The sequence below is a fragment of the Arthrobacter sp. NA-172 genome (assembly GCF_043952055.1).
GTDB lineage: Bacteria > Actinomycetota > Actinomycetes > Actinomycetales > Micrococcaceae > Arthrobacter.
Genome location: NZ_JBINOT010000003.1, coordinates 1,295,031 through 1,308,129 on the forward strand (window position 1 = coordinate 1,295,031; position 13,099 = coordinate 1,308,129).

Below are 13,099 nucleotides of genomic sequence, written 5' to 3' on the forward strand. Positions count from 1 at the left end.
TCAGACCCGTTCGTCGGCGTGGTGCGGGACGAGGACATCGTCGACGCTGCGGGCAGCGCCCGGGAAGAGGAGCAGCAGCAGCCCGAGCCCGAGGCCCGTGCCGAGGATTTGGGCGAGGATGAATCCGGGAGCGGAGCCGGGGGCGATGCCGGCAAAGGTGTCGCTGAACATCCGGCCGATGGTGACGGCGGGGTTCGCGAAGGAGGTCGAGGAGGTGAACCAGTACGCGGCCCCGATATAGGCGCCGACCGCCGGGGCGGCGAGCATCCCGCGGTTGGTGCGCGCCAGGGCGAAGATCAGCAAAATCAGGCCAGCGGTGGCGACGACTTCGCCGACCAGGTGCCCGCCGCTGACGCGTTCCTTGGTGGAGATGGCGGTCCCGACGCCGAACATGACGTTCGCGAGGAGGCTTCCGCCGATCGCGCCGACGGTTTGCGCGGCAATGTAGGCGCCGAGCTCCGGGAGGCTCAGGCCGGTGCCGTGGCGCCGGCCCAGGAGCCAGTCGGCCAGGGAGACGACCGGGTTGAAGTGCGCACCGCTGACCGGGCCGAGCATCAGAATCAGCACGGTCAGCCCGAGTACGGTGGCCGTGCTGTTTTCAAGCAGCTGCAGCCCGACGTCGCCCGGGGAGAGCTGCTGGGCGGCGATCCCCGAGCCGACCACGATGGCCACGAGTAGACAGGTGCCGAGGAGCTCGGCGACGGCACGGCGCCACAGCGGCGGTTGCGGGGAAGTCATGGCATCAGCTTGACTCATGGATTTACCTCAGTCAAACTTGACCCAATGGACATTGAGGAGAATTCAGCCTTCCAGCAACGCCTGGCCAAGCATGCCGCGCTGGCCGATGCCGGGCGCCTGCGCATTATCGACCTGCTGACTCTGGGCGACCTCTCGCCGACGGAGGTGCAGGCCGAACTGGGCATGCCCTCCAACCTGCTCGCCCACCACCTGCGCACCCTCGAAGATGCGGGCCTGGTCACCCGCCGGCGCTCCGAGGCCGACAAGCGCCGCAGCTACATCCAGCTAGCGGCCGGCGCGCTGGACGGGCTCGCGCCCGGGATCGAGCACACCGCCCGGCGCGTGCTCTTTGTCTGCACCGCCAACACCGCCCGCTCCCAGCTCGCCGCAGCCCTGTGGGCGCAAGCCAGCGTAATCCCCGGCGCTTCCGCCGGAACACACCCCGCGGCGCGGGTTGCCCCCGGCGCCATCGACGCCGCACGCCGCCACGGGATCGCTCTCCCGGAGGTCACCCCTCGACTTCCTGGGACCAGGCAAGTGCGGCAGGGGCCTTTGTGGTGACGGTCTGCGACAACGCCCACGAAGAACTCGCCGGCTTCGGCGACGTGCACTGGTCCGTGCCTGATCCCGTCCGTGCCGGAACCACCGAGGCGTTCGAGAACGCCTTCGATGACCTTACCCACCGCATCGGCGACCTCGCCCCGCGCATCCTCGCCGCCTGACCTTCCTGCCCGCACCCAGTGGTCCGGGGGGGTCCATCTAAATATTGACATCCATCAATGTTCAAGGTGATACTCTCCATATATCGATCATCATCAATGTCTTAGGGTGGTGGGCGAAACACGGAAGGCATCACCCTGACCGCCACGACCAAAGCAGTATCCCGACATCCAGGAGAAACCCGTGAGCATTGAAACCACCAAGAAGCCTTCCGTCCTCTTCGTCTGCGTCCACAACGCCGGCCGTTCCCAGATGGCCGCAGCCTTCCTCACCACCCTCTCGGAGGGCCGCATCGAGGTCCGCTCCGCCGGGTCGCAGCCCGCCGACAAAGTCAACCCCGCAGCGGTGCAGGCCATGGCCGAGCTCGGCATCGATATGTCCGCCGAGATCCCGAAAGTCCTCACCACCGAGGCCGTCAAGGAATCCGACGTCGTGATTACCATGGGCTGCGGAGACGAATGCCCGTACTTCCCCGGCAAGCGCTATGAAGACTGGGTCCTGGAGGACCCGGCCGGGCAGGGCGTGGACGCCGTCCGCCCGATCCGCGACGAGATCAAGACCCGTATAGAGGGATTGATCGACTCCCTCATACCGGCCGCTCAGTAAACGGACCACGCTCACGCCTGGCCAGGACCGCTGCTGGCCCCGGCCAGCCCCACCGCCGGCCCCGCCCGGGCACCACGACGAAGTGCCCACCAACACATCGAAAGAGGAACTCCATGGATGAACGGACCGCCCCGCTTCCCGTCGTCGTGATCGGCGCAGGGCCCGTCGGGCTCGCTGCCGCCGCGCACCTGCTCGAACGCGGCCTGGAACCACTCATCCTGGAATCCGGTCCTGCCGCCGGGGCGGCGATCGAGCAATGGCGCCACATTCGTCTTTTCTCCCCGTGGCGCTACAACCTCGACGCCGCTGCGGTCCGTCTCCTGGAAGCGGCGGGCTGGGAAGCACCCCGCATGACGGCTCTTCCTTACGGCGGAGAACTGATTGAGAACTATCTGGCACCGCTGGCAGGACTCCGGGCGATCGCTGCCCGGCTGCAGACAGGCGCACGCGTCCTTTCCGTCACCCGCCAAGGCATGGACAAGACCCATTCCCTCAACCGTGAAAACACCCCGTTCTCGGTCCGGGTCCAGCACAGCGATGGAACCATCCGGGACGTCACCGCCTCCGCCGTGATCGATGCCTCCGGCACTTGGTCCATACGCAACCCGCTGGGCACCTCCGGGCTGCCCGCAGCAGGAGAACACGCCGCTGCGGACCGGATCTCCCGGCCCCTTCCCGACGTCACCGGCCGCGATCGGGTGACCTTCGCAGGACGCCGGGTCCTGGTTGTCGGCGCCGGGCACTCCGCGGCAAATACGCTGATCAACCTCGCCGACCTCGCCAAGCACGAGCCAGACACGACCATCCTGTGGGCCGTTCGCGGGGCCTCAGCCGAGAAAGTGTATGGCGGCGGCGACGCCGACGGACTCCCGGCCCGCGGCCAGCTCGGCTCCCGGCTCCGCCGCCTGGTAGAGACCGGCACCATCGAGCTGCACACCGGATTCGGCATCGGCGCCCTGAAGTCCCTCGACACCCACGTTGCTGTTGAAGCCGCGGACGGCCGCATCCTGGACGTCGACGTCGTGATCCCCTGTACCGGGTTCCGCCCCGATCTGCAGATCCTGCGGGAATTGCGTCTGGAACTGGACCCTGCCGTTGAGGCGCCGCGGGAACTCGGGCCCCTGATCGACCCCGAGTTCCACTCCTGCGGCACCGTTCCTCCGCATGGTGCGAAGCTCCTGGCCCACCCGGAGAAGGACTTCTACATCGTGGGCATGAAGTCCTATGGCCGGGCACCGACCTTCTTGCTGGCCACCGGCTACGAACAGGTCCGCTCCGTCGTGGCCGCCCTTGCCGGCGACCACGAAGCCGCCGACACCGTCCAGCTCGAACTCCCCGAAACCGGGGTCTGCTCCACCGACGCCGGAACCAGCTGCGATGTCCCCGCCTCCGCTACATCTGCTTCCACGTCTGCTTCCGACGGTGCCGGATGCTGTGCGGCGCCGGAACCGGTCCTCCTCGGATTCTCCACCGGTCTGGCTCACGAGATATCGGCGCCCGGGATCGCGGCTTCGTAGCGGTTGCACCGCTGCCCGGTGCTGGGTCCGAGCGGATGGGCGAGTGCAAGGTCATCCCGCCTCGGAAACAGCTTCTTCTGAAGCTCCGGGTCTCCCCGGACGAACGTTCCGACCGCCCGAATGCCGATCCTTCGGACCGGGCGAGTTCCTGGACCTAATATTGTCGGTGCCTCCTGCGATGCTGTGGGTATGGATCGAAGGACAGCGTGGAGCGCGGGGTGGAGCGCGGGGTGGAGTACAGCTTGGAGTGCGGAGATCAGCGCGGCCGCGGAGGCCGTTGCTACGTCCGTTTCTGTGCTTGCCGCGTTCCCAGGCACCGGCGCGGACCATTGTGATCTGCCGGGCATCGAGACAGGCCTGGAGACCGATTCCGTCCAAGATTCAGGTTCCTTCGAGGAGTCAGGTTCTTTCCAGGAGTCCGATCCGTTGCGGCGTCTGGCCGATGATTGCCCTGGACGGCCTCGCCGAAGTCGCCCGGCTGGAGGCCCGGACCGCGGCACTGAAGGCGAGGCTCGCCGCGGAATACGTTCAGGCCGCCACGGCCCTGGCCGCCCCGGTGGCCTCACCGCAGGAAAGCACCGCCCGGGAACTTGCCCTGGTCGCCGAAGTCGCCTGCGTCCTGACCGTCAGCGAACGGACCGCGGGGGCCTTCCTCTCCGACGCCCGGACACTGAGCACGGTCCTGCCGTTGACCCTGGCCGCCCTTCAATCCGGGAGGATCTCCTGGCAGCACGCCCGGATCATCGTGGACGAAACCGGCAGCCTGGATCCGGCCGGGGCAGCCGCCCTGGAAGCGCACTTCCTGGACCCGGGCGCCCCGAACCCGGCCCGCGGCTGCCACGCCGGGGACCTGGTCCCGTCCCGGTTCCGGGCCAAGGCACGCACGTGGCGCGAGCGCCACCACCGGCTCAGCATCGAAGAACGCCACACCAAAAGCGCCGCGGACCGGCGGGTCGAGTGCGTTCCGGACCGGGACGCCATGGCATGGCTCTCCATCTACCTCCCGGCAGCCACCGCGACGGGGATCTGGAACCGGGCCACCACGGCCGCCCGCGCCCTGCAACGCCCGGACGAGCCCCGCACCCTGGCCCAGCTCCGCGCCGACATCACCGCCACCTGGCTCCTCACCAACCACACCACCGACGCCATGCCCGACGACGGCGACGGCGACGGCAAGTTGCCCCACGGCGACGGCGGCACGGGAGCGGTCGTGGGCACCATGCCCGACGGCGACGGCGACGGCGAGCTGCCCGACTGCACCGGCGCGGGCGTGGCCGGGGGTGTTCCGTCTCCGCGGGCGCAGGTCCTGATCACCGTCCCGGTCCTGTCGCTGCTGGGCGTCACGGAGGAACCGGCCATGCTGGACGGGTACGGCCCGATCCCGCCCTCCACGGCCCGGGCCCTGATCGCCGACGGCGCCGATTCCTTTCACCGTGTCCTGACGGACCCCCGTGACGGGGCACCGCTTGAAATCGGGCGGACCAGCTACCGTGTCACGAAGGCCATGCGGCAATGGCTCCGGCTCCGGGACGGCAGATGCTCCTTCCCCGGTTGCAACAACCACTCCCTGGACAACGAAGCAGACCACCTCCTGGCCTGGCCGACAGAGGCACCACCGGCATCAACAACCTCGGCCAGCTCTGCCCCAAACACCACCGCCTCAAACACCGGACCGGATGGACACCCACCCCAGCCGGCAAAGACAACCCCCGGGGTGGACATCACCGGCACAACGGCACTACCCCGGCGAACACCAAGACTGGGAACCACCCCACTGGCCACCGCATTGGCCAGACCACCCCGCGACCACCCACACACCCGGCGACCAAGACCTGCCCCCGGACCCCTTCCCCGAATGGGCATCATTCACGGCCGCACATCCATGGCCCGCACCCGACGCCGACGATCCTGGCTGGCCCGCACCCGACGCCGACAATCCTGGCTGGCCCGCGCCCGATGTCGACGACCGTGGCCCGCATCCGACCTTGACGATCCCGGCTGGCCCGAGCTCCTGAACGGCCTCCGAACCCGGGCCACGCCTCCGATCTGGAACTGGCCTCAAGTTCCGGGCCACGCCTCCGATCTGGAACTGGCCTCAAGTTCCGGGCCACGCCTCCGATCTGGAACTGGCCTCAAGTTCCGGGCCACGCCTCCGATCCGGAACTGGCCTCAAGTTCCGGGCCACGCCTCCGATCCGGAACTGGCCTCAAGTTCCGGGCCACGCCTCCGATCCGGCCTAGCTGTTGCTAGGGTGGGTCCATGATTCTGCTGACGGGATTCGAACCCTTTGGCGGCGACTCCACCAATCCTTCGTGGACCGCCGTCCTCGTGGCGCAGGACATCCTGCGCGCCGAAGGGCACGAGGTGGAGGCGCTGGAGTTGCCGTGCGTCTTCGGCGAATCGGCCAGTGTGCTGCAGGAGGCCATGGAGCGGCTGCGTCCCGAGCTGGTCATATGTACCGGACTCGCCGGAGGTCGGGATCGACTCTCCTTGGAGCGCGTTGCCATCAATTGCGATGACGCCAGGATTCCGGACAATGCGGGAAACCAACCCATCGATGAGGAAGTCGTCGGCGGGGGTCCCGCAGCATATTTCAGCACCCTGCCGGTGAAGTCCGCCCTCCGCGCATTGCAGATCGCCGGAATCCGCGCTGAAGTCTCGCAGACGGCCGGGACGTATGTGTGCAATCACGTGTTCTACGCCCTGATGCACTGGCTCTCCAGCACGCCCGTTGCGGCACAAGCGCGGGGCGGCTTCATCCACGTCCCTTATGACGAAGCCCGGCTGCCGCAGGGGAGTGCAGCGCCGGCGATGTCGGTGCGGGACATGGGCGAGGGGATCGCCGTCGTCGTGCGTACTGCTCTCGAGACTTCGGTGGACGCGAAGCTCTCTGCGGGAGCGATCCACTAGGGGAGAGGGATCAGCCTGCGTCGCGGCTTGTGGAGGCCGGTTCCAATTGCACCAATTCCCACTGCACCGCCACGGTCGCTGAAACTGCCATGGATCCTGCCTCGATGGCCACGCCTTCGCTCGCAGAAGCGCGCTTCATGTCGCCCATCATCGGGACGGGCGCTCCATGCGCAGCGCGCTGTTCGATTGACAACACTTGCCCCAGCCGGGCGCCGGCGAGAGCGGCAAATCGAGCTGCCTTCGCCTCGGCCTCCCGCCATGCGGCTTCCTGTGCTTGCGCCGCGACGGCGGACGAATCCGCGAATCCTTGTTCGATCCCATGGATTCGCAAGCTGTCTCCTCCTGCCGCGACCGCCGCGGAAATGGCGGAAGGCGCAGCTGTCGGCGGGCTAACCCGGGCAACCAAGGTGGTTGATGCAACGTATCCACTGACTTTTTGCCCCTGGTTTTCGGCCCAAACAAGCTCGGCACGCAGGTTGAGGCCGCTGGTCCGCAAGTCAAGCCCGGCCACCCCATGCCCGCGCAAGGCGACCGTCACGGCGGAGGCCACCTCACCGGCGTCGTCATAGGCCGTTCCTGCGGAATCGCGCCTGACCTCAACGGCGAGCGTGAGCGTGAGAAGGTCCGGGACGGCTTCAGCGGTTCCTTCTCCCGTGACAGTGATGGTCCGGGTCATGGTCATGAGGCCATGCTAGCCCCGTAGCGCGGAGGAACGATTCGACCGTCGTCATGGGTTATTTTCCGGCCGAAGCCTTCAACTAGACTGTGGGTTAGTGCCTGCCGGACGCGTCCGGCCAGCATTGATCCTGCTTATGCCATGGCCCTGCCTGGTGAAGACCAATTCCGACTCGTAGCTAAGAACAGTAGATGACTGACACTTTGCCGGGCGCTGCCGTCCCGAACCCTCTGGATGAAGCCGCCATCACCGCTGCCGTTGAGGAAGCCGTCGCCGCGATTGCAGCTGCATCCTCCCTCGAAGAACTCAAAGCCGTCCGGTTGGCGCACACCGGGGAGAAGTCGCCCTTGAGCCTCGCCAACCGCGAAATTGGTGGCTTGGCCAAGGAGCAGAAGGCGGCCGCAGGCAAGCTCATGGGTTCCTCCCGTGGCCGTGTCAACCAGGCCCTCGCAGCACGGACCACTGTGCTCGAAGCCGAGAACGACGCCCGCATCCTTGTGGAAGAAACCGTGGACGTCACGGCCGCACCACGGCGACGGCGCGCCGGTGCCCGCCACCCGCTGTCCACGCTGCAGGACCGCGTCATCGACATCTTCGTCGGCATGGGCTGGGAAATCGCCGAGGGACCCGAGGTCGAGTCCGAGTGGTTCAACTTCGACGCCCTCAACTTCAAGCCGGACCACCCGGCCCGTGAAATGCAGGACACCTTCTTCGTGGAACCTCCCGAAGCGCACCTGCTCATGCGCACGCACACTTCCCCGGTACAGGTGCGTGCCATGCTGGAGCGGGATCTTCCGATCTATGTGCTGTGCCCGGGCAAGGTATTCCGCACCGATGAGCTCGATGCCACCCACACGCCTGTGTTCCATCAGTTCGAAGGCCTCGCCATCGACAAGAACCTGAGCATGGCAGACCTCCTCGGCACCCTGGAGCACTTCTCGCGGCAGATGTTCGGCGAGGAGGCTTCGATCCGCTTGCGCCCGAACTACTTCCCGTTCACCGAGCCGTCCGCGGAACTGGATATCTGGCACCCGGGCGCCAAGGGCGGCCCGCGCTGGATCGAATGGGGCGGCTGCGGCATGGTCAACCCCAATGTCTTGCGCGCCGCCGGCATCGATCCGGACGAGTATTCAGGTTTTGCCTTTGGCATGGGCATCGAACGAGCCCTCATGTTCCGCAATGAAGTCGGCGACATGCGCGACATGATCGAAGGCGATGTACGTTTCAGCGAGCACTTCGGGATGGAGATCTAACAGTGCGTATCCCACTTTCCTGGCTGCGTGAATTCGCGCAGGTTCCGGCCGACGCCACGGCCGAAGACGTCATGGCGGAACTCGTCAAGGTCGGCTTTGAAGAAGAAGAAGTCCACCGTCCCACGGACGCGCTCAAGGGTCCCATCGTGGTGGGCCAGGTCCTGAGCCTCGTCAAGGAACCGCAGAGCAACGGCAAAACCATCAACTGGTGCCAGGTCCGCGTCGTTCCTGAGGGGCAGGAACAGACCCTGACTGGCGACGGCATCGATCCCTCCGGCGTGCAAGGCATCATTTGCGGTGCCCACAACTTCGTCGAGGGAGACAAGGTAGTCGTGACCCTCCCGGGCGCCGTGCTGCCCGGCGACTTCCACATTTCCGCGCGCAAGACCTACGGGCACCTGTCCGCCGGCATGATCGCCTCGGTCCGCGAACTCGGCATCGGTGAGGACCACGACGGCATTCTGGTGCTCTCCCGGATCGGCTTGGATCCCGAGCTCGGCACCGACGCCATGTCCTTGCTCGGCCTTTACGACGAAGCCGCCGAGATCAATGTCACTCCGGACCGTGGCTACGCATTTTCGATCCGCGGCGTCGCCCGCGAATATGCCCACGCCACCGGAACCGTCTTCACGGACCCTGCCTCCAAGGTGATTGCTCCCGCTTCCCTGCAAGGCGGCTACGGCGTCAAGCTCAACGACGACGCTCCCATCTATGGCAAGCCCGGCTGCGACCGCTTCGTGGCCCGCACGGTTCGCGGCGTGGACGCCACCCGGCCCACCCCGCCGTGGATGGTCTCCAGGCTGCGCCTGGCCGGCATCCGCTCCATTTCGCTGCCGGTAGACATCTCCAACTACGTGATGCTCGAACTCGGCCAGCCGAACCACTGCTACGACCTCGACAAGCTCTCGGGCGACATCGTGGTCCGTCGAGCCGTCTCCGGGGAGAAGATCACCACCCTTGACGGCAAAGTGCGGGCGCTCGACGTCGAAGATCTCCTGATTTCCGACGCGTCCGGTGCGATCGGCATCGCCGGAGTCATGGGCGGCGCCCACACCGAGGTTTCTGATTCCACCACCAATATCCTGGTCGAAGCCGCGCACTTCGATGAGGTCTCGATCGGACGCTCCCGTCGCCGGCACAAGCTGCCGTCAGAGGCGTCCAAGCGCTTCGAACGCGGAGTTGACTGGCACGTCGCCAGCGTTGCTGCCCAGCGCGTCGTCGACCTGCTGGTCGAGCTCGCAGGCGGAACGGCTGACGAAGCCGGGACCGACGTCGGGACCGCACCTGACGCCGTGACCATCGAGCTGCCGGCCGGCTATGCGACAGCCCGGATCGGCATCGACTTCACGGAAGAACAGATCACCGGTTCCCTTGAGGATCTTGGTGCCACCGTCCAGAAGGGCGCGGACGCAGGCTCCTACTCCGTCACCGCGCCGAGCTGGCGCAGCGACCTCGAAACCAAGGATGACCTCACCGAGGAGATTGCCCGGCTGGTTGGTTATGACAAGATCCCGGCCACCTTGCCCGTGGCCCCTCCGGGCCGGGGTTTGACCCGGACGCAGCAGCAGAAACGCCGCGTTATCCAGGCCCTTGCGGATTCCGGGCTGACGGAGATCCTCTCCTACCCGTTCGTCTCCAAGTCAGCCAATGACACCTTTGGCGTGGCAGAGGAAGGCGCGGCGCGCACCGCCCTCAAATTGGCCAACCCCATCAGCGAGGAACACGGCTACCTTCGTACGTCCTTGATTCCTGGCCTGATCGAGGTGGCCCGGCGGAACCATTCGCGCGGCTTCCGCGACCTCGCCCTCTTTGAGACCGGTTCTGTTTTCCTTCCGGACGGGCAGCTGGGCACCGCGTCCATCCCGCCGCTGGGCGTCAAGCCTTCCGACGAGGTACTTGATGGACTGTACGACGGCGTCCCGGACCAGCCGCTGCACATCGCCGCAGTTTTGACCGGCCATGATTCCCCGGCTGCCGCGGCCCACACGCCGCGGGCATGGGATTGGGCCGACGCCCTCGACGTCGCCCGGTTCATCGGAGACGTCCTTGGCGTGGAGCTCGTGGTGAGCCAAGGCAGCCACCAGGCGTTCCACCCGGGCCGTGCCGCCCAGCTGACGCTCCGCTCCGGCGACGTGGTGGGCTACGCCGGCGAACTGCACCCCAAGCTGCTTGCTGCGCAGGACATGCCGGCACGTTCGGTTGCGCTCGAGCTCAACGTGGAGGCGCTCTTCGAAGCTGCTCCGGATGTGATTGTTGCCAAGCACATCTCCGGGTTCCCGGTGGCTACGCAGGACGTTGCCCTCGTGGTGCCGCAGGACGTTCCGGCCGACGCCGTACTGGCAGCCCTCCGGGAGGGCGCCGGCGAACTCCTCGAAGACGTCGCACTGTTCGATGTCTACGCGGGCCAGGGCATCGAAGACGGCAAGAAGTCGCTTGCCTTCGGGCTGCGGTTCCGCGCCGCGGACCGCACCCTTACAGCAGACGAGGCATCAGAGGCCCGCGCGGCCGCCGTCGCCGTCGCCACGGAGCGGTTCGGAGCAGTCCAGCGCTGACGACTATCGACATACGGGTCCAGGGGCTGGCTGTTCACATCCAGCCCCTGGACCTTGCCGATTCCGCCGCCATCGAGCAGATGGCGGCGGAATTGCTGTCTCCGGCCGAGATGCTTCGCGGAAACGCCATGGCCCCCGTCCTGCGCCTGGAATTCCTGGTGTCCAGGGTGGCCCAGCAGACCTTTGCCGCCACCCTCCTGGGCGTCCCCGCCTCGAAGCTTCGCGCAGCCTATGAGTGCCCCGAATGCGGGACCGGCCCGGACATCGCCCACGGCCGGCCCGGGTACCTGCTCGACGGCGACCCTGCACCACTGCTGCTGAGCGCCTCGCGGGCGTCGGGCTGGGTGTTGTTTGCCGCCGTCGTGCGTCCGGAAGCCGTTCTGCAGCTGGGAGTCGATCTGGAAAATGCCGCGGCCACGGAATTCGCCGGCTTCGACGACGTTGCCCTGACCGTCCGGGAACGGCGCCATCTCGACCGGGTGGAACCCATGCGTCGCTCGCGGGAGCGGGCGCGATTGTGGGCGCGGAAGGAAGCCTGGCTGAAGATGACAGGCGAAGGACTCAGGGTAAGCCCGGATTCCCTCGACGTGCTCGAAAGGCAGGGACTGTGGGACCTCGAGCTCCCTGCCAGCGTCGACGTCCAGGATCTCCCGAACGGACTACTAGCCGCCCTCGCGGTTCGATTCGCATTAACGGGGACTAGCTGAAGGCGGGGAGCCTTGCCTGGTACAGCCACGGTTCCAGCACGCTGGCGGCGTCGAGTCCTGGAACGTAGGCATTGACTGCCGCAACGAACTCTGGGGTGGAGACCGAGCTGTGCCGTTTGGTCTCAGTCCAATGCCGCAACAAACCGAAGAAAGCGGGGTCACCGCAAGCACGGCGGATGGCGTGCAGGGCCAGCGCGCCGCGCTTGTAGACGCGGTCATCGAACATGTGTTCCGGACCGGGATCGCCGATCACCAAGTCCTGGGGGCCGGCGTCGAGCTTGCGCCAGGCTGTCCGCGCGCGGTTGGCGAGGGACATGACTCCGGCCTCTTCGGACCAAATCCATTCCGCGTAGCAAGCGAAACCCTCGTGCAGCCAGATATCCCTCCAGCTGCTCACGGTGAGCGAATTGCCGAACCACTGGTGCGACAATTCGTGGGCAATGAGGCGCTGGCCCTCCCATGATTGCTCCATGTGGTTCCGCCCGAAGATGGAAAGGGATTGGGCTTCAAGGGGAATTTCCAGTTCATCATCAGTGACCACGGCCGTGTACTCCTCAAAGGGATACGGACCGAAACACTCCACAAAAGTGCGCATCATGTCCGCTTGCCGGGCCAGGCCTTCGCTTGCCTCCGTCAACAAACCGGGGGAGACCGCAACGTACTGGGGCACCGGAGCGTGCCGCGGTACATCGGCATGATGGGCTGTTCCGGCGTCGAGCCCGCGGGGGGAGGGACTGAGCTGGTGGAGCCGATAGCGGCCGATCTGCACCGTGGCGAGATAGCTTGCCATCGGCTCGCTCTGCTCATAGACCCAGGTCTCGCGGCTGGATTTCCGGCTGTGGGAAACAAGGCGCCCGTTGCAGATGGCACGGTAGTTGTCGTCGGTGGTGATGCTGATCAAGTAGCTGGACTTGTGGCGAGGATGGTCGTTGCACGGGAACCAGGAAGCGGCGCCGTTCGGCTGCCCCGCCACCAGCACGCCGTCGTCGAGCTCTTCCCAGCCAACTTCGCCCCACAGGCCCCGGCGCGGCTTCGGATTTCCGTCGTAGCGCAGTTCCACCGAGAACGGCTGGCCGGCCCGGAGCCGGTCCTTGGGAGTGATGACCAGATGCTCGCCGCGCGGGCTGAACTTCGGCACCTTCTTGCCGTCCACCAGGATCTTGGAAGCCTTCAAGCCCACCAGATCCAGGACTACGGAATCCAGGCCTTCAAGGGCTACGCAGCGAAGCATCGCACGGCCGTTGAGCCGGTTGCTGCCCAGGCTGTAGTTCAGGTCCAACTCATACCGCAGCACCTGGAAGGCCGTGCTCCCGTGGTGCAGGGTATAGGGATCGGCGGCCGTTGTGGATGTTCCTGGTTCGCTGCGGCTCATGTGCGCTGGCTGCCTCCGTATAGCTTGCTGTGCTGGTATTTTTTCAGG

Annotated in this window: 9 protein-coding genes and 2 pseudogenes; 8 read left to right on the forward strand and 3 right to left on the reverse strand. The window is 66.5% G+C overall.

Going from position 1 to position 13,099, the window contains the following annotated elements:
* Positions 1-738, reverse strand: coding sequence for an aquaporin (locus tag ACF0H6_RS20245; protein WP_395251214.1), 738 nt, complete (start codon positions 736-738; stop codon positions 1-3).
* Between the two features lie 45 nt (positions 739-783).
* Here ACF0H6_RS20245 and ACF0H6_RS20250 point away from each other — a divergent pair.
* From ACF0H6_RS20250 to pcp, 5 genes and pseudogenes are all read left to right on the forward strand, one after another.
* Positions 784-1,460 (forward strand): annotated as a pseudogene (locus tag ACF0H6_RS20250) (helix-turn-helix domain-containing protein).
* Positions 1,461-1,641: 181 nt separating this feature from the next.
* Positions 1,642-2,064: an arsenate reductase ArsC gene (locus ACF0H6_RS20255; protein WP_395251215.1), complete on the forward strand. Its 423-nt coding sequence runs from the start codon at positions 1,642-1,644 to the stop codon at positions 2,062-2,064.
* A gap of 113 nt (positions 2,065-2,177) precedes the next feature.
* Entirely contained in the window at positions 2,178-3,581 is a 1,404-nt protein-coding gene (locus tag ACF0H6_RS20260) for an FAD-dependent oxidoreductase (protein ID WP_395251216.1), read from the forward strand.
* Between the two features lie 189 nt (positions 3,582-3,770).
* Positions 3,771-5,596 (forward strand): annotated as a pseudogene (locus tag ACF0H6_RS20265) (DUF222 domain-containing protein).
* 244 nt (positions 5,597-5,840) lie between these two features.
* Positions 5,841-6,491, forward strand: a complete 651-nt coding sequence (gene pcp, locus ACF0H6_RS20270) for a pyroglutamyl-peptidase I (protein WP_395251217.1) — start codon at positions 5,841-5,843, stop codon at positions 6,489-6,491.
* Positions 6,492-6,501: 10 nt separating this feature from the next.
* Here the strand turns inward: pcp and ACF0H6_RS20275 are convergent, their stop codons facing one another.
* On the reverse strand, positions 6,502-7,173 hold the full coding sequence (locus ACF0H6_RS20275; protein WP_395251218.1) for an SIMPL domain-containing protein: 672 nt from the start codon (positions 7,171-7,173) through the stop codon (positions 6,502-6,504).
* 185 nt (positions 7,174-7,358) lie between these two features.
* On the opposite strand from ACF0H6_RS20275, the gene pheS reads away from it, so the two are divergent.
* The 3 genes from pheS to ACF0H6_RS20290 all read left to right on the forward strand — a co-directional run bounded on the left by pheS (position 7,359) and on the right by ACF0H6_RS20290 (position 11,679).
* Positions 7,359-8,420 (forward strand): phenylalanine--tRNA ligase subunit alpha, encoded by a 1,062-nt coding sequence (pheS, locus tag ACF0H6_RS20280; protein WP_395251219.1) that lies wholly within the window; start codon positions 7,359-7,361, stop codon positions 8,418-8,420.
* 2 nt (positions 8,421-8,422) lie between these two features.
* The gene (gene pheT, locus ACF0H6_RS20285; protein WP_395251220.1) at positions 8,423-10,972 is read left to right on the forward strand and encodes a phenylalanine--tRNA ligase subunit beta; all 2,550 of its coding nucleotides are present in this window, start codon (positions 8,423-8,425) and stop codon (positions 10,970-10,972) included.
* Between the two features lie 80 nt (positions 10,973-11,052).
* Positions 11,053-11,679: a 4'-phosphopantetheinyl transferase family protein gene (locus ACF0H6_RS20290; RefSeq protein WP_395251221.1), complete on the forward strand. Its 627-nt coding sequence runs from the start codon at positions 11,053-11,055 to the stop codon at positions 11,677-11,679.
* Here the strand turns inward: ACF0H6_RS20290 and ACF0H6_RS20295 are convergent.
* Positions 11,672-13,051: a M1 family metallopeptidase gene (locus ACF0H6_RS20295; protein ID WP_395251222.1), complete on the reverse strand. Its 1,380-nt coding sequence runs from the start codon at positions 13,049-13,051 to the stop codon at positions 11,672-11,674. The genes ACF0H6_RS20290 and ACF0H6_RS20295 overlap by 8 nt on opposite strands.
* Positions 13,052-13,099 lie beyond the last annotated feature (48 nt).